Source organism: Microbacterium sp. Ru50 (genome assembly GCF_002920555.1).
In the GTDB taxonomy this organism is placed as follows: Bacteria; Actinomycetota; Actinomycetes; order Actinomycetales; family Microbacteriaceae; genus Microbacterium; species Microbacterium arborescens.
On the sequence record NZ_PQSV01000001.1, the window covers coordinates 1,977,938 to 1,996,212 of the forward strand.

The following is an 18,275-nucleotide window of genomic DNA, read 5'->3' on the forward strand; positions in this document are numbered from 1 at the left end:
GTGCTCGCTGACGGCCCGCGGGGCTTCAACGGCAGGTGAGCCTGACGACGGGACAACCGGCAGATGCCGGCGCGGTAGCTCAGAACCGCGGCAGCGGCACCCCCATGCCGCGCAGCAGGCCGTACACCGCGTCGACGAGAGATCCGGCCGGGACCGGCGCTGCGACCGCGTCGGCTGCGGCTCCGTCGAGAACCCAGCGGATCGCGCGAGCCTGGCCGGCGCACGACGTCGGGTCTGCATCGAGAGCCTGCGCGAGGTGCTGCGTGAGGAAGTCGTCGATCGCCGCGGTCTCGGCGGCGAGCGCTTCGCGGACGGGCTCGAGCCGTTCGACGTCGCCGATCGCCCGGACGAGACCGGGGTACAGCTCGTCGGCGAGCTCGGTCTCGACGTGGGCGGCATAGGCCAGAACGGCATCCATACCCGCTGCCCGCTCAGTGATCTCGGCCAGCGCCCGTTCCGTCTCGGAGCGCCCGGCCTCGAGCACTCCGACCAGGAGGTCGAGCTTCGTCGGGAAGTAGTGGAACAGCGTGCCCGACGACACGCCCGCGCGACGGTGGATCGACGCAGTGGTGGCGGCCGCGTATCCGGATGCGGCGAACTCGGCCGCCGCGGCATCCAAGATCGCCGAACGTCGCTCTTCGAAGCGTTCTGGATCGCGTCGGCGTGGCACGGGAGCCACGATAACCCGCCGATCGTTACTAGAGTGCCCACTCTAGAGCAGCTAATCTGCTTTCGTGGAACCTGAATCGAACCCCGTCGCGGCACCGCAATCGCAGCGCCCGCGCACCCGGGCACGCGCGTGGGTCACCGCGCTCGTGGGCATCGGTCTCGCGTGGTCACCGATGTGGCTACCGGAGGTGCTTCGCGCCGTCGGAGCCGACCCGCGCCCCCCGCTCGCGGCGATCGGGCTCGCGGGACCGGCGGCCTCGATCTTCTGGAACTGGCTCGCGACGGCGCTCGTCCTCGCGTGGGTGTTCGGTGTCGAGCGGCGCGGGCTGTCGTCTCTGCGCATCGTGCGGCCGACCGGCAAAGACCTCGAGTGGGCGCTCATCCTCTTCGGTGGCGCCATGGCCTGGAGCTGGCTCGCGCAGCTCATCCGTCCGCAGAACGCACCCGACACCGGCTCCGCCACCATCGCGGCGCTCCCGATCCTGACCGTCGTCGCGATGATCCTGAGCGCCGCGATCTGCGAAGAGATCCTGTTCCGCGGCTACCCGCTCGAACGGCTCACCCAGCTCACCCGGCGACGCTGGGTCGCGGTCGCCACGACGCTTCCGTTCTTCGTCGTGCCACATCTGTTCACCTTCGGACCCGAGTGGCTGCTCTACCACGCGAGCGGAACCGTGGCGATCTACGTGCTGTACCTCTGGCGCCGCAACCTCGTCGCCTGCATGGTGCTCCACGCAGCCGTGAACGCACCCATCCTCATCCCGACCGTCGCCGCGCATATCGGCTGAACACGCGGGCGCGCGCCCGCGCCGGCACTCTGCCAGGATCATCCGCGATGACGATCTCCACACAGCCCTGGCATCTCCCGGCATCCGACACCGGCGTCCACCTCGACATGATCCCCGAGCAGGTTCTCCATGCCCTCGGGGCAGGTGACACGGCGAACCTCGACCCGATCTACGCCAACCCGTTCCTCACAGGCCCGGAATGTGACTGGCTCTGGCGGCACCGCAGCGCACAGGTCGGGAACGCGCCTGGTGACGCTGCGTGGATCACCCGGCTCATCATCGATCCCCAGCGCGACGCCGCCGTCGGCGTGGCCGGCTTCCACGGCCCGCCTGATGAGGGCGGAATGGTCGAGGTCGGCTACCGCGTAGACCCCGAGCTGCGACGCCGCGGATATGCGCGGCAGGCTCTCGAGATCTTGCTGGACGTCGCCCGCACCCACCCCGACGTGCGCACGGTGCGCGCGACGATCAGCCCTGACAACGTCCCGTCACGAGCGCTCATCGACGGTTACGGGTTCGTCGAGCGCGGCGAGCAGTGGGATGACGAGGACGGCCGGGAGATCATCTACGAGCTCTCCGTCGCCGATGCCGACACCGACGCCGATGCCGACACCGACACCGACGCCGCCCAGCGATAGCGCTTAGGCTCGACGGGTGCGTCTGGTCATCGCCCGCTGCTCCGTCCAGTACACGGGGCGCCTCAATGCTCACCTTCCGCTGGCTACTCGGCTGCTGGTGCACAAAGGCGACGGAAGTTTGCTCGTGCACTCCGACGGCGGATCGTACAAGCCGCTCAACTGGATGAGCCCGCCGTGCACCCTCACGGTCGAGACTCCCGAGGACGACCCGGATGTCGAGGAGCAGGTCGTCGAGCAGTGGCGGGTGACCCACGCGAAGTCGGGCGACACCCTCGTCGTGCGCATCTACGAGATGATCCACGACTCGTCGCACGAGCTCGGCGTCGACCCCGGTCTCATCAAGGACGGCGTCGAAGCCGACCTGCAGCGGCTGCTCGCCGAGCAGGTCGAGGTCATCGGCGAGGACCTGACGCTCGTCCGACGCGAGTTCCCGACCGCGATCGGCCCGGTCGACCTGCTGCTGCGCGATCCCGCGGGCGGCACGATCGCCGTCGAGGTCAAGCGCCGCGGCGACATCGACGGCGTCGAGCAGCTCACGCGCTACCTCGAGCTGCTCGGCCGTGACCCGCACCTCGCGCCCGTGTCGGGTGTGTTCGCCGCACAGGAGATCAAGCCGCAGGCGAAAGTGCTCGCTACGGACCGCGGCATCCGCTGTGTCACGCTCGACTACGACGCCATGAAGGGCATCGAGTCGGGCGCACCGCGCCTGTTCTGACGCGGCGCGCCCGCGACCACGAACCCGTCAGGAACCGAGCTTCGACAGCTCCTCGAACTCGTCGTCGGTCAGCTCGATCTCGGCGCCGCGGAGGTTGTCCTCCAGGTGCGCGACGCTCGAGGTGCCCGGGATCGGCAGCATGACCGGCGAGCGCTTGAGCAGCCACGCGAGGGCGATCTGGGCGGGGGATGCCTGCTTGCGCTCAGCGAGCTCGCTGAGCGGCGAGTCGGCACCGGTCAGGCCGCCGGTCGCGAGCGGGAACCACGGGATGAAGCCGATGCCCTGCTCCGTCGACCAGTCGAGCAGCTCCTCGGCATCCCGCTTCTGCAGGTTGTAGAGGTTCTGCACCGACACGATCGTGGCGATCTGCTGGGCGGCCTCCACCTGATCGACGGTGACCTCGGAGAGTCCGATGTGGCGGATCTTGCCCTCGTCCTGCAGCTTCTTCAGCTCGCCGACCTGGTCCTCGAGGGGAACCTGCGGGTCGATGCGGTGCAGCTGGAAGAGGTCGATGCGGTCGAGACCGAGGCGGCGGAGGCTCATCTCGGCCTCCTGGCGCAGGTACTCGGGGCGCCCGACCGGCGGCCACTCGTTGGGCCCAGTGCGCGTGAGGCCGGCCTTCGTCGCGATCACGACGTCGTCGCCGTAGGGGTGCAGCGCCTCCTTGAGGAGCTCCTCGGCGACGTAGGGGCCGTACGAGTCGGCGGTGTCGAAGAAGTTCACGCCGAGCTCGACGGCGCGCTTGAGCACGCGGATCGCCTCGTCGTGATCCTTCGGCGGACCCCAGACGCCGGGGCCGGTGAGCTGCATCGTGCCGTAGCCGAGGCGGTTGACCTCGAGGTCGCCGCCGATGCGGAAGGTGCCGGAAGCGTGGGCTGAGGACGTGCTGGATGTCGTCATGAGGATGTCAGCGCGCGGGAGCCGCGAGACATTCCCGCCACCCGCATAGCCACCCCGCCGAGCCTCATGAGCGAGACCCATAATGGGGCGGTGCCGAAGATCACCGCTGCGACCGTCGCAGAACACCGCGTCGCTCAACACGGAGCCCTCCTCGCCTCGGCGAAGGCGATCATCGCCGAGGCCGGCGTCGCCGCCATCACTCCGCGTTCGGTGTGCGAAAGGGCGGGCCTGTCCCGGTCGAGCTTCTACGAGTACTTCCCGTCGAAGGACGACCTCCTCGCCGCGATCGCGATGCAGGCGTTCGAGGAGTGGGGCGCGGAACTCAAGGCCGCGATGGATGCCGCCGGGCCGGGGCGTGATCGCTTGCACGCCTACGTCACCGCGACGATCCGGATGACGGCCGACGGCAAGCACACGCTCGCAACGGGGCTCCAGCAGACCGACATCTCGCCGAAGAACGTCGAGGCGATCATGGCGATGCACGACGCACTCACGGCGCCGTTGCGTCACCTCCTCGAGGAGCTCGGAATCCCGGATGCCGCAACCCGCGCGGCCCTCGTGCAGGGCGTCATCACCGCCGGCATGCAGCTCGTGGAGCACGGGGTCGACGCCGACGACGTGATCGCCAGCGTCATCGGGGTCCTCGATGGGGGCGTGCACGGCGCATGTGAACTTGTCCCTCGTAGGTGACAGTCTGTCGGCAAGACACTGCGACCGCGTGCTGGAGATGGCCGACGGCGCCCTCACGCCGTACTCCGCGTCATCGCGCACATAGGGTGGGACCTATGACCCGATCGCCGTTCTCCTGCGTGCTGTGGGACATCGACGGCACAGTCGTCGATGCGTCCGAAGGCATCCTCCGCCGCCTCACCATCACGCTCGAGCACTTCGGCCACCCCGCGCCGACGCGTGAGGAGCTCATCCACTGGATCGGTCCGCCGATGCACGAGTCGTTCCAGACGAACCTCGGGATGACGCCCGAGAAGGCGACCGAGGCGGTGTCGTTCTACCGCGTGCTCGGCAAGGCCGACGGTTACACGACCGGTGCTCGCCTCTATCCCGGCGTCGCCGACCTCATGGTCGAGCTGGATGAGGCCGGCGTGCCGCAGTCGACGGCGAGCTCGAAGCCCGAGATCCAGGTGCGGGCGCTCATGGAGCACTTCGGCCTCGCTCCGCGGCTGCGCGAGATCGTCGGGGCCACGAGTGACGAGAAGACGCTCAGCTCGAAGTCCGACATCGTGGCCGAGGCTCTCCGACGCCTGGCGGCCGACGGCATCGACGTGTCGCGACCCATTCTCATCGGAGATCGCCACCACGACGTCGAGGGCGGCGCCGCGAACGACGTGCCCGTCATCTTCGTGTCGTGGGGCTTCAGCACCCCCGACGAGGCGAACGGCGCGATCGCCGTGGCGGCCGACATCGACGAGCTGCGTACGCAGCTGCTCCCTGCCGGCTGAACGTCGGGGCACTCCCCCATTCGACGCCCGGGCTGCGTGCCAGAAATGCAGCGCCCGGGCGTCGACGGATCCCCCCGGATACGTCACGCGATGCGTGACGGGATAAGCGTACTGATCTTCGCCGCGCACCGATACCCATAAATGAGACGGATTTCATCCGCGTAGCGTGCCGGTGTGACTCACGTGGATCTCCGCCCCTTCGACGATGATGACGCGGATGCCGTCTTCGAGATGATGCGCGACCCGGATGCCGTCGCTCGGGCCGCGTTCACCGCCGACGACCCCTCCGACCGGGCAGCGTTCGACGCCTGGCTCGAGCGCCACCGCGCCGACGACCGGGTCTCGATGTTCGTCGTGACCGACGACGGCGGCTTCGCCGGCACCGCCGCGGCCTTCACGGTGGACGGCGACCGCGAGGTCACCTTCTGGATCACCCGAAACGCGCGGGGCCGCGGTGTCGCGTCCGCCGCCCTGCGCCTGCTTGTCGCCCGTGAGGCCGAGCGTCCGCTCTACGCGCGGGTCGCCGCGGACAACGCGGCATCCATCGCCGTCCTCACCAAGAACGGATTCAGCGAGATCCGGCGGCAGCGCGCCTTCGCCCCCGCCCGCGGCGAGGAGATCGACGAGCTCGTGTTCGCCCTCCCGCCCACGCTCGACGGGATCTGACCGGCGCCCTGAGAGTCAGGCCTCATCCAGAGCACTGACTGTACCGGCGTCAGCAGCCGCGAACCAGCGGCAATCCTCCTCACGGCACCTGACACCGAAAGAAGGAGTTCTCATGGGAACCGTTCACCGCTCCGCCAAGACCGGCCGATTCGTGTCGAAGGCAACCACCGCCCGCTGGCCCGATAAGACCACCACCGAGCGGGTGGGCTCCGGCACCAGCAACTCGACGACGGTGCACCGTTCGGCCTCATCTGGCCGGTTCGTGACCGAGTCGACTGCCAAGCGCAACCCGGATGGAACGATCAGCCAGCGCGTCTGATCCCCGCTCGGAGGCCCGCACGCTCAGGCGTGCGGGCCTCCGTCATGCGTGAGGTGCTGCCATGTCAGACGAGCTCGCTCACGAGCTGCTCGATACGCGCACGGATGTCGTCGCGGATGGGGCGGACAGCGTCGATGCCCTGCCCGGCGGGGTCGTCGAGCTTCCAGTCCTCATAACGCTTGCCGGGGAAGAAGGGGCACGCGTCGCCGCAGCCCATGGTGATGACGACGTCGGAGGCCTGCACGGCTTCGGTGGTGAGAACCTTCGGCTGTTCCGCGGTGATGTCGATGCCAAGTTCGGCCATCGCCTGAACAGCGATGGGGTTGATCTGGTCGGCTGGCATAGACCCGGCGGAGCGGACTTCGATGCGGTCGCCGGCGATGTCGCGGAGGAATCCGGCGGCCATCTGTGAGCGGCCGGCGTTGTGGACGCAGACGAAGAGGACGGAAGGCTTGGTGTCGGTCATGGTGGCTCCGGTCAGCGGGTGGAGGTGAGTGTGGCAAGCAGGGCGTCGACGCGTTGGGCGATGTCGTCGCGGATAGCGGCGACGCCTTCCGCGGAGGCGAGGGCGGGGTCACCGACGGTCCAGTCCTCGTAGCGGACGCCGGGGATGATGGGGCAGACATCGCCGCAGCCCATGGTGATGACGACGTCAGCTGCGCGGACTGCGTCATCGGTCAGCGGTTTCGGGAACCGCGGCTCGTCGTAGCCCACGGTCAGCTCATCGATGAGGGGCTGCACGTGGGGGTGGATCTCGGCGGCCGGGGTCGATCCGGCTGAGCGCGCCACGACGGCGCCGCCCGAGCGCTGATTCACCAGCGCCGCAGCAAGCTGGGAGCGGCCCGCGTTTGCGACGCAGACGAACAGCACTTGCGGCCGTCCATGCGCGCGGTCACGGGTGATGTCGATGAGGCGCTGGCGCGCGAACCGCTCGGTGAGAGATAGCAAATGGTTCTTCACCCGGGCGCTCTTGGCCAGGCCCGTGTAGGACTCGCGGACGATGGTTGCCACCAGGCTGCCGTTGAGCTGAGGGTAGTCCTGACTGAGCGCTTCGGCCAGGTGGGTGAGGGCGTCGTCAACATTCTCGAGGCCCGCATACTCTGCGCGGGCGGGGGCGATGGCGGCGGGCGCGAACGAGTCCAGCAGTGTTGTCACGGCCGGGCGGAGCGCCGGGTCGATTCGGTACCAGACCCACGTGCCACGTCGCTCGGAGGTGAGCACGCCGGTGTCGCGGAGAACTTTGAGGTGGTGCGACACGGTGGGCTGGGACACCTCGGCCAGTTCCGCGAGGTCACACACACACGATTCGCCGCGCGCGTCGGTCGCGATCGCGGACAGCATCCGCAACCGCAGCGGATCGGACAGCGCCTTCAGTGTTGTGGCGATCGCCGCGGCCGCGTCGTCTCCGATCGCGTGCGTTGGGGATGGGGCACAGGTGTCGTCTGTGGCGGTCGTGGGGGCGCTCATCATCGAGTCCTTTCCAGGGCGGGTTCGGGAATCGCATAGGGGTCGGCGTGGAACCATGCTCGCGCGGCCCACAGGGAGACGTAGACCAAGCCGACGAGCACAGGAACCTCGATCAGCGGTCCAACCACACCGGCGAGGGCCTGCCCAGACGTGGCACCGAAGGTGCCGATCGCGACGGCAATGGCGAGTTCAAAGTTGTTGCCCGCCGCAGTGAATGCAAGCGTCGATGAACGGGCGTAGCCCAGCCCGAGGGTCTTTCCGGTGATGAGGCCGGCGAACCACATGACGGCGAAGTACACCAGCAGCGGGACTGCGATCCGCACGACGTCGAGCGGCCGGGAGGTTACCTGTTCCCCCTGGAGGGCGAACAGCAGCACGATTGTGAACAGCAGCCCGTACAGCGCCCACGGCCCGATCGTGGGCAGGAACGAGCCCTCGTACCAGGCGCGGCCCTTGCGGCGTTCCCCGATAAGACGGGACGCGAACCCGGCGACCAGTGGCACGCCGAGGAAGATCAGCACGTTGAGTGCGATCTGCCACACGGACACGTCCAGGCCTTGGCTGTCGAGGCCGAGCCAGCCGGGGAGAACGGTGAGGTAGAACCAGCCGAGGATCGAGAAAGCGATGACCTGGAACACCGAGTTGATCGCGACGAGCAGGGCGGCCGCTTCCCGGTCGCCGCAGGCGAGGTCGTTCCAGATCACGACCATGGCGATGCAGCGGGCGAGGCCGACGATGATCAGCCCCGTCCGGTACTCGGGCAGGTCCGGCAGGAACACCCACGCCAGGGCGAACATCAACGCCGGCCCAGCGATCCAGTTCAGGGCCAGCGACGAAACGAGGAGCTTCTTATCGCCGGTGACGGCGGCGACCTTGTCGTAGCGGACCTTCGCGAGCACCGGGTACATCATGATCAGCAGCCCGAGGGCGATCGGGATCGAAATCCCGCCGAGCTCGAGATGTGACAGCAGCTCGGACAGCCCCGGGACAAACCGGCCGAGGAGAATGCCGCCGGCCATCGCCAAGCCGATCCACAGCGGCAACCAACGGTCGAGGGTCGAGAGGCGGCGAGTTGCGGGCACTGCGTTGCTCACGCGAAAGCCTCCGCCGAAGCGAGCGCGGGGATGTCGAGCGCGGCGAGGTAGTGCTGTGCGTCCTGTGCGGCCGCGCATCCAGTGCCGGCGGCCGTGATCGCCTGCCGGTAGGTGTGGTCAACGAGGTCGCCGGCCGCGAACACCCCGGTGAGCGTGGTGCGCGTGGAGGGGTGCTCGACCAGCACGTACCCATCGGCGTCCGTCGCGACCTGTCCAGCGACCAGCTCGGAACGGGGATCGTGGCCGATCGCAACGAACACGCCCGCCACAGGAAGGTCACGCTCGGCCCCGGTGATGGTGTCGCGGAGACGGACTCCCTGCACCTTCTCGTCGCCCTGCAAGGCTGCGACCTCGCTGTTCCACGCGACGTCGATCTTCGGGTCCTCGAGCACACGCTGCGCCATGATCTTCGATGCCCGGAACGAGTCCCGGCGGTGAACAACGGTCACCTTCCGCGCGAACCGCGTGAGGAACAGAGCTTCCTCCATGGCCGAGTCACCGCCACCGACCACGAGGATGTCCTGGTCCCGGAAGAAGAACCCATCGCACGTCGCACACCACGACACGCCATGACCCGACAGGCGCTCCTCGTCGGGAAGCCCCAGCTTCCGGTACGCCGACCCCATGGTGAGGATCACCGCGCGGGCGTGGAACGTGTGCCCGGCGCCGGTCTCGATGACTTTCGTGTCGGATTCGAGATCGACGCGGATCGCGTCGTCGAGGAGGATGCGGGCGCCGAAGCGTTCGGCCTGCCGGCGCATCGTGTCCATCAGCTCAGGGCCCTGGATGCCATCGACGAACCCGGGGAAGTTCTCCACCTCCGTAGTCGTCATGAGCGCACCGCCCGCGGTGACAGAACCCGCAATGACAACGGGGGCGAGCCCGGCCCGCGCCGCGTACACCGCCGCCGTGTATCCCGAGGGGCCCGACCCGACGATGACTAGCTCAACCTCTTGAATCGACATGTATCTATATTGACAGACGCCTATGTAGGGCGCAATCCTGATCATCGACACCACAACGTACCGAGGAGAGCCGCATGAAACCGACCGTCCTGTTCATCTGTCAGCACAACGCCGGCCGCTCTCAGCTCGGCGCCGCTCTCCTCGAGCACCTCGCAGGGGAGCGCTTCACCGCAGCATCCGCCGGTCTCGCCCCGGCCGAGACGGTGAACCCTGCTATCGCCGCGACCGTTGCCGAGCTGGGGATGGACATAATGGGGCGCGTGCCCCGCGCGGTAACGCCTGCTGACTTGGAGGCTGCCGACGTCGTGGTCCTCATGAAGCCCGGGTTGGCGCTGCCCAGCGCTCCGCGCGGGGAGGTTCTGGAATGGTCGTTCCCCAACCCTGAGTCCTGGGATGCCGACGCTGTCCGTCCGCTGCGCGAAGCGGTGTCCAACAAGATCCAGTCGACTCTCCTTACCCACTGAGCTGACAGCAGAGGGGGGCAGGCCGCCGGCCTGCCCCCCCTGCGTTCTCATACCGATGCCGGTGCCCGCCCGATCTGCAATGCCGGAGGCGCGCAGCACGCCCCTCCTAGCGAAGCCCCGGACGCATCGAACAGCCCTGCGCCGCCGCAAACACCAGTGTCCGGGAGGACGAGCTCGACGCGGCGGGCGGCTGCGCGGTCACCCGCGATTTCAGCTGCAACGCTGCGGACTTGCTCGTACCCGGTGAGCGCGAGGAATGTCGGCGCACGGCCGTAGGACTTCGCCCCGACGAGGTAGAAGTCAGGTTCGGGGTGAGCGAGGTCGGCGGCTCCGGTCGCGCCGACGGAACCACAGGAGTGGACGTTCGGATCGACCTCCGCGGCGATCCGGACCGGCGCCTGCAACGTCGGGTCCAGCTCCAACCGCAGCTCGGAGAGGAACGACAGGTCGGGGCGGAAGCCAGTGAGCACCACCACCCGGTCGGCCGTGAGAGTGCGACCATCCTCGGCGACTAGGACGGGACGCTCACCGTCACGGGTCACATGTTCGATCCGGAACCCTGTGACGAGGGAGACCAGGCCGGCATCGACGTGCTCTTTCGCTTCAATCCCCAGCGCGCCTCGTGCGGGCAGCTCGTCAGCGTCACCCCCACCAAAGGTGTTCCCGACGGCCGCTCGGCGCAGCGCCCAGGTCACCGTCGTCGACGGGTCCCGGCGAGCCATGCGGGCAAGGGCCAGCACGGCCGTCACGGCGGAGTGCCCCGAACCGATGACTACGGTGTGCTTGCCCGCGAAACCAGCACGGTCACGAAAGTCGGGGATGCGGTACGAGAGCAGGTCCGCGGACGCCGCCTCGCCGATGGCGGGAAGCCCGTCAGCTCCCGCCGGGTTGGGGGTCGACCAGGTGCCGGACGCGTCAATCACAGCTCGGGCTTGCATCCGATACTCCTCCCCTCGAGCAGGCGAGACGTGAAGGGTAAACGGCTGATCCCCGCGGCCAGCATCGACAAGGCGGTCCCGGCCGAGCCGCGAAACTCCCGTCACCCGAGCACCGAAGCGAACGCGATCACCCAGGACAGCAGCCAGGGGCGCGAGGTATCTCTCGATCCACTGCACCCCAGTGGGGTACCCCGTCGTCGGGGCCTGCCACCCCGAGCCGTCGAGGAGACGAGCGCCCGCCGCGTCGATCAGCTCAGGCCACTCGGAGAACAGCCGCACATGCCCCCACTCCGCGACCGCAGCCGCCGGAGAAGCGCCAGCCTCGAGCACCACAACAGGCACCCCTCGCTCGACCAAGTGCGCAGCCGCGGCAAGACCCTGGGGGCCCGCACCGATCACAGCCACCGGCAAGACGTTCTTCACAGCACCCTCATCCATTCATTGACGAACATCGATTGATCGAGCATCATCTATACATCGATGATTGTCAATGTGTCATGAGAGGATTGCATGATGACTGCACAGCTCCCGCTTCTCTCCTCGGCGGAAGGCGAAACCTGCTGCTCTGCGGTGACCGGAGCCGTGATCTCGCTCGAAGATGCTGAGCGCACCGCCCGGACATTCAAAGCGCTCGGCGACCCCACGCGCGTGCGCCTGCTGTCTCTGATCGCCGCATCCGCCGATGGGGAGGCGTGCATCTGCGATCTCACCGAGCCCGTCGGCCTCTCGCAGCCGACCGTGTCGCACCATATGAAGCAGCTCGTCGACGCCGGTCTCGTCACCCGCGAGCAGCGCGGCCGATGGGCCTACTACCGCGTCATCACCGACGCTCTCGACGCCGCATCCCGCGCCCTCCGCGCATGAGCGACATCGCCGTACGAGCCCTGACCGAGAGGGACTGGCTCGAGGTTGAAACGATCTACCGTGAAGGCATCGTCGCCGGAAACGCGACGTTCCAAAGCGAACCCCCATCCTGGGCCGACTTCCACCAAGGAAAGCTCCAGGTTGGCCGGCTCGTCGCCACCGATCCCGCCGGCTCAGTCCTCGGCTGGGTTGCCGCGTCCCACGTCTCTGGACGCGAGGTCTACCGCGGAGTGGTAGAACACTCCGTCTATGTTGCCGATCGCGCCCACGGCCGCGGCGTCGGCACGGCACTTCTCACCTCCTTCCTACGCGCAGCTGACGCCGCTGACATTTGGACGGTGCAAGCAAGCATCTTCCCCGAGAACACCGCCAGCTTGGCCCTCCACGAGCGTGCCGGCTTCCGCCGTGTCGGCTACCGCGAACGCATCGCGTACATGACCTACGGCCCCTGGTCGGGCAAATGGCGCGACACGGTACTGGTGGAGCGCCGCCACCCCTGATCTCATCTGAATTCTGCGATCACTCGTTTCCTCAGGGCGAGACATCCCGCCTACCTGGGGTTCCTCTGCGAGGCGCTCTGCTGCCAGCCCGGCGACATACTCCGATACGACAACGCCCCAGCCGGCACGTAGGCTCGGGCACCCACCGGTGCTTTGCGTCCGGTCGCCGAACGCGCGGATGGCGAGATTCGCCGGCGCTCGACGGGATCTGACGCGACAGTTCGGTGTCGGCGCGCCGGATACTGTTGCATGGATGGGAAGTACTCGGGCTGAGGCCGCATATCTACGTGCGTTGTCGGCGTTCCGTACCCCCACGCTCGATCTGCTCCACGGCCGCTATGCGCCCTTCGTGGTCGCGACGCTCTCGCTCGTCTTCTCCGTCGACCGGCCGTCGGTCGAGATCTCGGACGCGCATGCCGAGGTCGCCGAGATCCTCGACGAGCTGCGGGGGGCCGGATACGACGAGGACGACCGCGCGCTCCCGGCCGGCACAGCCCGTGAGATCTGCCGCTACTGGGTGCGGGTGGGATGGCTCGTCCCCCAGATCGACGGCGACGTCGAGGTCTACCGGCTGACGGCCCACGCGGTGGGCGCGCTGGAGATCACCGGACGCACCACCGGCGGACGCACCCGGGTCTCCAACTCGCGTGTCCGCACCCTCCTCGAAGCGGTCGAACGACTCTCCGACCACGCCGAGACCGACCCGGAGGTGCGCCTCGCGCGCCTCATCCGCGAACGCGACGCGCTCGACGCCGAGATCGCGCGCCTCCAGGTCGGTGAGTCCGAGCCGATCGATGACGAGCACCTCCTCGAAGAGGCCGAGAACGTGCTGCACCTGGCGCGTGAGCTGCCCGCCGACTTCACGCGCGTCGCGGAGTCGATCAAGGCCATGCAGCGCGATGTCGTCGCCGACCTTCGGCGCGATGTTCGGCCCACCGGAGAGGTGCTGCGCGAGTACCTGCAGCGCGGGCAGCACGTCATGCAGTCGACCCCCGAGGGCCGGGCGTTCGCCGGCGCGCTGCGGCTGATCGGCGACCCCGAGCGGATCGACAGCCTCACCGATCAGCTGCACGCCCTGGTTGCGCAGCCCTTCGCGCGCCTGATGGACGCCGAGCAGCGCGCCGAGCTCGATGCGATCGGACGACGCGTCGAGCTGGGCGTCGAAGAGGTGCTGACCGCGCAGCGCCGTGCGTCGCGGGTCATCACCGCGCAGGTGCGCACGCACGACCCCATCCGCGATCGCCACGTCGACGATCTGCTGCGCGATGTCATGGCCGGCCTCCAGGCCTGGACGCACAGCACGTCATCCGAGGCAACCGTCGAGATGATCCGCAGCCTGCCGACGGCCGACATCCGCCACCTGCGGCAGTCGACGACCGACATCCGCCCGCCGCGTGCGCCGGCACCGCTGACGGCATCCGACGAAGACCCGGAGATGCTGGATGCCGATACGCGGGCCTGGGGCGGTCCGCGCTATGCGGAGCTCGAGGCTCTCGTCGCCGGACTCGGCGAGGAGTTCGACTTGGGTGAGGCCTTCCTCGCCGCGGACGACGATGTCCGCCGCCCGGTCGACCTGGTGGGCCTTCTCGAGATCGCCCACCGCAACGGCATGCGCGAGGGCGAAGACCTTTCGGTGGTCGAGGCGCGTCGCCCCGACGGAACCACCCGGCGCTTCGCCTTCGGATCCGTGACCGCCCGCACCTCGAAGGAGTCCGACGATGACTGACACCGCCACCCTCGGCGCAGCCCAAGACGAGGCCCCGGGCGACGGCGCATTCGTCGAGCCCGCCGCGATGGAGGACGATCTCGGCGAGCTCTTCCCCGGCGATCGCGGAGTTCTCGATCCCGCGGTGCGCCGCGTGCTCGTCCACCTGCTGCAGCGGCGGTTCGTGCTCGCCGACCGCAACCGCGAGGAGTGGACAGCCCTCCTCGACAATCAGCAGCTCGTCGAATCGCGCCTCAACGACCTTTTCGTGCGGCTCGTGATCGACCACGACCGCGGGGTCGCGTACAAGCAGCAGGTGCGCTCGGACGAGCTCGATGTTCCGATCCTGCTTCGGGATGCTGCATACACGCGCTCCGAGACCCTCGTCCTCGTGCACCTGCGCACGGTGTACCAGCGGGAATCGGCGGCCGGTGAGCCGGCTGCCCGGGTCGACATCGAAGACGTCGAGCAGACCGTGATGAGCTACTTCGCGGATGCCGACGGCGACACCGCGAAGCGGCAGCGCCTCATCCGCAAAGCGATGGACCGGCTCGCCCGCGACGGCATCGTCGACGAGGAGACGACAGGCCGCTTCCGCATCAGTCCGCTCGTCGAGATCGTCCTCAGCGCCGAGAAGCTGCGGGAACTGCGCGATTGGCTACGCGACCGGTCGGGGGCGGACGACACGGGTGGCATCGCGGCCGGCGAAGACGAAGACGAAGAAGGCGACGACGAGCCTCAGGAGGAGGAGCTGTGACGATGCTCGAGACGCTGTTCGGGCTCATCCCGGCGGCATCCCGCGGCCAGCAGTGGCTCGCCGAAGACCTTCAGCTCATCAACTGGGGCGGCTACGAGGGCGCCCATCGCGTGCGCTTCTCCCCCGGTGCCACTCTTCTGTGCGGCGGCTCGGGGTCGGGCAAGTCGACGCTGATGGACGCCTACATCGCGCTCATGATGCCCCACACCACTCCCTTCAACGGCGCCTCGAACGGTGGCGTCACCGGGCGTCCTCGAGGCTCCGAGCAGCGCAACATCCTCTCCTACGGTCGCGGCAAGATCGACGAGTCGCGCACCGAGGACGGCACGAAGATGACCGTCCTCCGAGGCGACGGCGAAGACACCTGGACCGCCGTCTCGATGACGTGGATCGATCACGACGGGTCGCAGTTCACAGCGGTGCGAGCCTGGTACATCCCGGCCAGCGCGCGCGTGCTCGAAGACACCGTGCGCGTGCGGGCGACGACCGATCGGGCCTTCGACCTCCGCTCGCTCGAACCGGCCGCCGCGCAGCGGCTTTCCGATTCCGCCGTGCGCGACGCCGGTCTGGAGCCCGTCGGAACGGACCGCGAGTTCTCGGCCCGCCTGCACGCCGTCCTGGGCATCGGGGCAGCAGGGGCCGGGGCCAAGGCGATGAGCCTGCTCGCGCGCATCCAGGCGGGCCAGCAGATCACGACCGTCGACGACCTCTACAAGCGTCTCGTGCTCGAAGAGCCCGAGACGATGGAGACCGCCGACGCCGTCGTCGCGCACTTCGACGGACTCGAGAGCACGCGCATGCGCATGCTGACGGCTCGGCAGCAGGTCACCGCGCTCACGCCTATCCCGCAGCTGCGCGCCAAGATGGCCGCCGCCGCCGAGCGGGTGAACCTGATCGACGAGGTCGGCTCCTTCTCGGATACCGGGTCGCTCGCCACGCTCTGGCGAGCGGACAGACGCCTCGGGATGCTGCGCGACGTCGAGACCGAGCTGCGCGAGCGCAAGACCGCGGCCGAGGTCACGCTGCGCGAGAAGCGTGCCCTCGCAGATGGCGCCGAGGCGGAGCGCGATGGCCTGATCGACGTGCTCCGGCTCTCCGGCGGGGATCGGCTGGCCACGGCGCAGCGCGAACTGCGCGAGGTGGAGCGGCGCCTCACCGACGTCCGGCGACACCGCGAGGTGCTCGACGCCGCCCTCCGCGGTCTGGGCGTCGAGATCTCGAACCGCGACGAGTTCACAGCGTTCATCTCCCGCGCGCGGGCCGAACTCGCCGACTCCGATGCGAAAGCGCGTGCTCGCTCCGCCTTCGCTGAAGCCGCGTCGGCGGCGAAAGCCGCGCGGATCGACGTCGCAGAACTGGAGGCGGAGGCTCAGCGCGTGGCCTCTCGCCACGGCAACATCCCACCCGCTCTGCACGAGTCGCGCGAGCGGCTCGCGGAGGCCGCCGGGCTCACGACAGCCGACCTTCCCTTCGTCGGCGAGCTCGTCGAAGTGCGCACCGAGTTCGAGCCGTGGCGAGAGGCGTTCAACCTCGCGCTCGGCGGCTTCGCGACCACGGTGCTGATCGACACCGCTCACCTGGGGCGCTTCCGGGCGGCGATCGAATCGGTCCACACCCCCGTGCGGTTGCGCTTCGAGGGCGTGCACGCAGGCATGGAGCCGGTCGCCAACCTCGACCCGCAGACCCTGCCCGGGCGTCTCGACTACCAGAGCTCGCCGTTCACCGGTTGGCTGCAGGAGCGGCTCGAGACCCGTCACGGATACGTCTGCGTCGATTCCAGCGCCGAGCTGCCGAAGCATCGCATGGCGCTCACGATCACGGGTCAGGTCGCGCAGGGCAACCGCGGCGCGCACGGTGGCCACGGTCGCGAGAACGTCCTCGGGTTCTCGAACGAGCGACGCCGGCACGACGTGGCGCGTCTCATCGACGACGCTCGCCGCCGTCTCGACGACGCCCTGCGGGAGCGGAAGGTCGCCGAGACCGAGCTCGACACGGTCGACTCGCGCCTTGCTGTGTACGCCAAGATCACTGACCTGACCTGGGAAGAGGTCGACGTCGAGGCGGTCACCGCGGAACGGGATCGCTGGATCGGCGTGCAGAGCGACGTCACGGCCGCCAACCCCGAGATCGCCGATGTGCAGCGACGGATCTCCGACATCAAGGACCGGATCTCACACCTGCGCGACGAGATCGCCCGCGTGTCGATCGAGCGTGATCAGATCGAGGCGCAGTGGGCCGAGGTGATCGACGACGTCGATTCGGATCAGTCCGTGCTCGACGACGCCGAGCGGGCGGAGCGCACTCTCACCGCCGCACAGTCCGCGTTCCTCGACGAGCGATTCCATCTCGATGGGCCGACCTCGGACGCCAGCCCGTCCGAGGCGCTGAACCGCTTCTCCGCCGCCCTCGCGACGGCTGCGCAGCGCCTCGCAGAGGACCGGCGGGCGGCCGTCGATGCCCTCGACGAGAGCCGTGAGGGCCTGCGACGCATCATGGCGAGCTTCCTCGAGCGGTGGCCGAATCCGAACCTGCTGCCCGACCCCGACACCTCGATCGACGACTTCGAACGCGCCCTCCAGGCCCTCGAGACCAGTGGGCTGCATGAGCTGGAGGCGGAGTGGCGCGACAGCCTGCTCAAGCTGTCGGGCAACGACCTCACGAACCTCGACTCGACGCTCAGCCGGTCGATCCGCGAGATCCGTGATCGCATCGACCCGATCAACCGCATCATGCAGGACCTCCCGTTCTACGACGACGACCACCGCCTGCAGATCACCACGCGCGAGAACCAGTCCGAGCCTCGCCGGCGCTTCCGGCGCGAGCTGCGCGAGGTGCGCGGGCTGATCGAGAACGCCACGACGGATGATGAGCGCGAGCACGCCTACCGCCGGATGTCGCGCCTCATCGGGCACATGCGGCGGTCGGCACCCGACTTCGGCGACCTCATCGACGTCCGCAACCACGTTCGCGTGAGCGCCGAGCGGGTGGATGCCGTGACGAAGAAGCACGTCGCGCTGTACGACCACATCGGCGAGAAGTCCGGCGGCGAGTCGCAGGAGCTCATCGCGTTCATCGTCGGCGCGGCCCTGCGCTACCAGCTCGGCGACGCCAGCGCCGAGCGCCCCCGCTACGCCCCCGTCTTCATGGACGAGGCCCTCATCAAGGCCGACGCGCATTTCACCAAGCGTGCGATCGGAGCGTGGCGCGGACTCGGCTTCCAGCTCGTGATCGGCGCCCCGAACGACAAGTACAGCGCCATCGAGCCGCACGTCGACGTCGAGTACGACATCCTCAAGGACACGCGCGGTCGATCGTGGGCCAAGCCGAAGGTCGGCCTGGAGGCCCCGGCGTCCTGACGGCGCGCAGTCC

Annotated in this window: 20 protein-coding genes; 13 read left to right on the forward strand and 7 right to left on the reverse strand. The window is 68.6% G+C overall.

Annotated elements, in window-relative coordinates:
• Positions 1-79: 79 nt before the first annotated feature.
• On the reverse strand, positions 80-670 hold the full coding sequence (locus tag C3481_RS09280) for a TetR/AcrR family transcriptional regulator (RefSeq protein WP_103842132.1): 591 nt from the start codon (positions 668-670) through the stop codon (positions 80-82).
• Between the two features lie 64 nt (positions 671-734).
• On the opposite strand from C3481_RS09280, the gene C3481_RS09285 reads away from it, so the two are divergent.
• From C3481_RS09285 to nucS, 3 genes are read left to right on the forward strand one after another with little or no spacing between them, the layout of a single operon-like run.
• Positions 735-1,457 carry a CPBP family intramembrane glutamic endopeptidase gene (locus tag C3481_RS09285; RefSeq protein WP_103841781.1) on the forward strand — a complete coding sequence of 241 codons (723 nt, stop codon included), beginning with the start codon at positions 735-737 and terminating at the stop codon, positions 1,455-1,457.
• A gap of 47 nt (positions 1,458-1,504) precedes the next feature.
• A complete protein-coding gene (locus C3481_RS09290; RefSeq protein WP_103841783.1) occupies positions 1,505-2,095 on the forward strand; it encodes a GNAT family N-acetyltransferase in 591 nt (196 codons plus the stop codon).
• Positions 2,096-2,111: 16 nt separating this feature from the next.
• On the forward strand, positions 2,112-2,810 hold the full coding sequence (gene nucS, locus C3481_RS09295) for an endonuclease NucS (RefSeq protein ID WP_064955272.1): 699 nt from the start codon (positions 2,112-2,114) through the stop codon (positions 2,808-2,810).
• Between the two features lie 27 nt (positions 2,811-2,837).
• Here the strand turns inward: nucS and C3481_RS09300 are convergent, their stop codons facing one another.
• Positions 2,838-3,710 carry an aldo/keto reductase gene (locus C3481_RS09300; protein ID WP_103841785.1) on the reverse strand — a complete coding sequence of 291 codons (873 nt, stop codon included), beginning with the start codon at positions 3,708-3,710 and terminating at the stop codon, positions 2,838-2,840.
• A 90-nt stretch (positions 3,711-3,800) separates the two neighbouring features.
• On the opposite strand from C3481_RS09300, the gene C3481_RS09305 reads away from it, so the two are divergent.
• The 4 genes from C3481_RS09305 to C3481_RS09320 all read left to right on the forward strand — a co-directional run bounded on the left by C3481_RS09305 (position 3,801) and on the right by C3481_RS09320 (position 6,152).
• The gene (locus C3481_RS09305; RefSeq protein WP_181021901.1) at positions 3,801-4,400 is read left to right on the forward strand and encodes a TetR/AcrR family transcriptional regulator; all 600 of its coding nucleotides are present in this window, start codon (positions 3,801-3,803) and stop codon (positions 4,398-4,400) included.
• Between the two features lie 95 nt (positions 4,401-4,495).
• Positions 4,496-5,167, forward strand: a complete 672-nt coding sequence (locus tag C3481_RS09310) for an HAD hydrolase-like protein (protein WP_103841789.1) — start codon at positions 4,496-4,498, stop codon at positions 5,165-5,167.
• Between the two features lie 174 nt (positions 5,168-5,341).
• Positions 5,342-5,833 carry a GNAT family N-acetyltransferase gene (locus C3481_RS09315; RefSeq protein WP_103841791.1) on the forward strand — a complete coding sequence of 164 codons (492 nt, stop codon included), beginning with the start codon at positions 5,342-5,344 and terminating at the stop codon, positions 5,831-5,833.
• A 112-nt stretch (positions 5,834-5,945) separates the two neighbouring features.
• On the forward strand, positions 5,946-6,152 hold the full coding sequence (locus C3481_RS09320; protein WP_179223256.1) for an ABC transporter ATP-binding protein: 207 nt from the start codon (positions 5,946-5,948) through the stop codon (positions 6,150-6,152).
• 64 nt (positions 6,153-6,216) lie between these two features.
• Here C3481_RS09320 and C3481_RS09325 read toward each other — a convergent pair whose 3' ends face one another.
• The 4 genes from C3481_RS09325 to trxB are packed head-to-tail and all read right to left on the reverse strand — an operon-like array spanning position 6,217 to position 9,678.
• Positions 6,217-6,618, reverse strand: a complete 402-nt coding sequence (locus C3481_RS09325; RefSeq protein ID WP_103841794.1) for an arsenate reductase ArsC — start codon at positions 6,616-6,618, stop codon at positions 6,217-6,219.
• A gap of 11 nt (positions 6,619-6,629) precedes the next feature.
• Positions 6,630-7,622, reverse strand: a complete 993-nt coding sequence (locus C3481_RS09330; protein ID WP_373441582.1) for a metalloregulator ArsR/SmtB family transcription factor — start codon at positions 7,620-7,622, stop codon at positions 6,630-6,632.
• Positions 7,619-8,713 (reverse strand): ACR3 family arsenite efflux transporter, encoded by a 1,095-nt coding sequence (gene arsB, locus C3481_RS09335; protein ID WP_256977594.1) that lies wholly within the window; start codon positions 8,711-8,713, stop codon positions 7,619-7,621. Before arsB ends, C3481_RS09330 begins: the two co-directional genes overlap by 4 nt.
• Positions 8,710-9,678 carry a thioredoxin-disulfide reductase gene (gene trxB / locus C3481_RS09340; RefSeq protein ID WP_103841797.1) on the reverse strand — a complete coding sequence of 323 codons (969 nt, stop codon included), beginning with the start codon at positions 9,676-9,678 and terminating at the stop codon, positions 8,710-8,712. The genes arsB and trxB overlap by 4 nt, the downstream gene beginning before the upstream one ends.
• Positions 9,679-9,752: 74 nt before the next feature.
• Between trxB and C3481_RS09345 the strand changes: the two genes are divergently transcribed.
• Positions 9,753-10,142 carry a low molecular weight phosphatase family protein gene (locus C3481_RS09345; RefSeq protein WP_094260796.1) on the forward strand — a complete coding sequence of 130 codons (390 nt, stop codon included), beginning with the start codon at positions 9,753-9,755 and terminating at the stop codon, positions 10,140-10,142.
• 47 nt (positions 10,143-10,189) lie between these two features.
• Here the strand turns inward: C3481_RS09345 and C3481_RS09350 are convergent, their stop codons facing one another.
• The gene (locus C3481_RS09350; RefSeq protein ID WP_103842135.1) at positions 10,190-11,503 is read right to left on the reverse strand and encodes an NAD(P)-binding domain-containing protein; all 1,314 of its coding nucleotides are present in this window, start codon (positions 11,501-11,503) and stop codon (positions 10,190-10,192) included.
• Positions 11,504-11,593: 90 nt separating this feature from the next.
• On the opposite strand from C3481_RS09350, the gene C3481_RS09355 reads away from it, so the two are divergent.
• From C3481_RS09355 to C3481_RS09375, 5 genes are all read left to right on the forward strand, one after another.
• Positions 11,594-11,944: a helix-turn-helix transcriptional regulator gene (locus tag C3481_RS09355; RefSeq protein WP_179223255.1), complete on the forward strand. Its 351-nt coding sequence runs from the start codon at positions 11,594-11,596 to the stop codon at positions 11,942-11,944.
• Positions 11,941-12,444 carry a GNAT family N-acetyltransferase gene (locus C3481_RS09360; protein ID WP_103841799.1) on the forward strand — a complete coding sequence of 168 codons (504 nt, stop codon included), beginning with the start codon at positions 11,941-11,943 and terminating at the stop codon, positions 12,442-12,444. The genes C3481_RS09355 and C3481_RS09360 overlap by 4 nt, the downstream gene beginning before the upstream one ends.
• Positions 12,445-12,697: 253 nt before the next feature.
• Positions 12,698-14,170: a DUF3375 domain-containing protein gene (locus C3481_RS09365; protein WP_071918819.1), complete on the forward strand. Its 1,473-nt coding sequence runs from the start codon at positions 12,698-12,700 to the stop codon at positions 14,168-14,170.
• Positions 14,163-14,906 (forward strand): DUF4194 domain-containing protein, encoded by a 744-nt coding sequence (locus tag C3481_RS09370; RefSeq protein WP_023953396.1) that lies wholly within the window; start codon positions 14,163-14,165, stop codon positions 14,904-14,906. The genes C3481_RS09365 and C3481_RS09370 overlap by 8 nt, the downstream gene beginning before the upstream one ends.
• Positions 14,903-18,262, forward strand: a complete 3,360-nt coding sequence (locus C3481_RS09375; protein ID WP_103841801.1) for an ATP-binding protein — start codon at positions 14,903-14,905, stop codon at positions 18,260-18,262. Before C3481_RS09370 ends, C3481_RS09375 begins: the two co-directional genes overlap by 4 nt.
• Positions 18,263-18,275 lie beyond the last annotated feature (13 nt).

What these genes read in the sequence shown, in the direction of transcription:
- C3481_RS09325 (WP_103841794.1), bottom strand. Translation starts at nt 6,618, where the DNA reads ATGACCGACACCAAGCCTTCCGTCCTCTTCGTCTGCGTCCACAACGCC.
- C3481_RS09345 (WP_094260796.1), top strand. Translation starts at nt 9,753, where the DNA reads ATGAAACCGACCGTCCTGTTCATCTGTCAGCACAACGCCGGCCGCTCT.
- C3481_RS09310 (WP_103841789.1), top strand. Translation starts at nt 4,496, where the DNA reads ATGACCCGATCGCCGTTCTCCTGCGTGCTGTGGGACATCGACGGCACA.
- C3481_RS09300 (WP_103841785.1), bottom strand. Translation starts at nt 3,710, where the DNA reads ATGACGACATCCAGCACGTCCTCAGCCCACGCTTCCGGCACCTTCCGC.
- C3481_RS09320 (WP_179223256.1), top strand. Translation starts at nt 5,946, where the DNA reads ATGGGAACCGTTCACCGCTCCGCCAAGACCGGCCGATTCGTGTCGAAG.
- trxB (WP_103841797.1), bottom strand. Translation starts at nt 9,678, where the DNA reads ATGTCGATTCAAGAGGTTGAGCTAGTCATCGTCGGGTCGGGCCCCTCG.
- C3481_RS09290 (WP_103841783.1), top strand. Translation starts at nt 1,505, where the DNA reads ATGACGATCTCCACACAGCCCTGGCATCTCCCGGCATCCGACACCGGC.
- C3481_RS09370 (WP_023953396.1), top strand. Translation starts at nt 14,163, where the DNA reads ATGACTGACACCGCCACCCTCGGCGCAGCCCAAGACGAGGCCCCGGGC.
- C3481_RS09360 (WP_103841799.1), top strand. Translation starts at nt 11,941, where the DNA reads ATGAGCGACATCGCCGTACGAGCCCTGACCGAGAGGGACTGGCTCGAG.
- C3481_RS09365 (WP_071918819.1), top strand. Translation starts at nt 12,698, where the DNA reads ATGGGAAGTACTCGGGCTGAGGCCGCATATCTACGTGCGTTGTCGGCG.
- C3481_RS09330 (WP_373441582.1), bottom strand. Translation starts at nt 7,622, where the DNA reads ATGATGAGCGCCCCCACGACCGCCACAGACGACACCTGTGCCCCATCC.
- C3481_RS09355 (WP_179223255.1), top strand. Translation starts at nt 11,594, where the DNA reads ATGACTGCACAGCTCCCGCTTCTCTCCTCGGCGGAAGGCGAAACCTGC.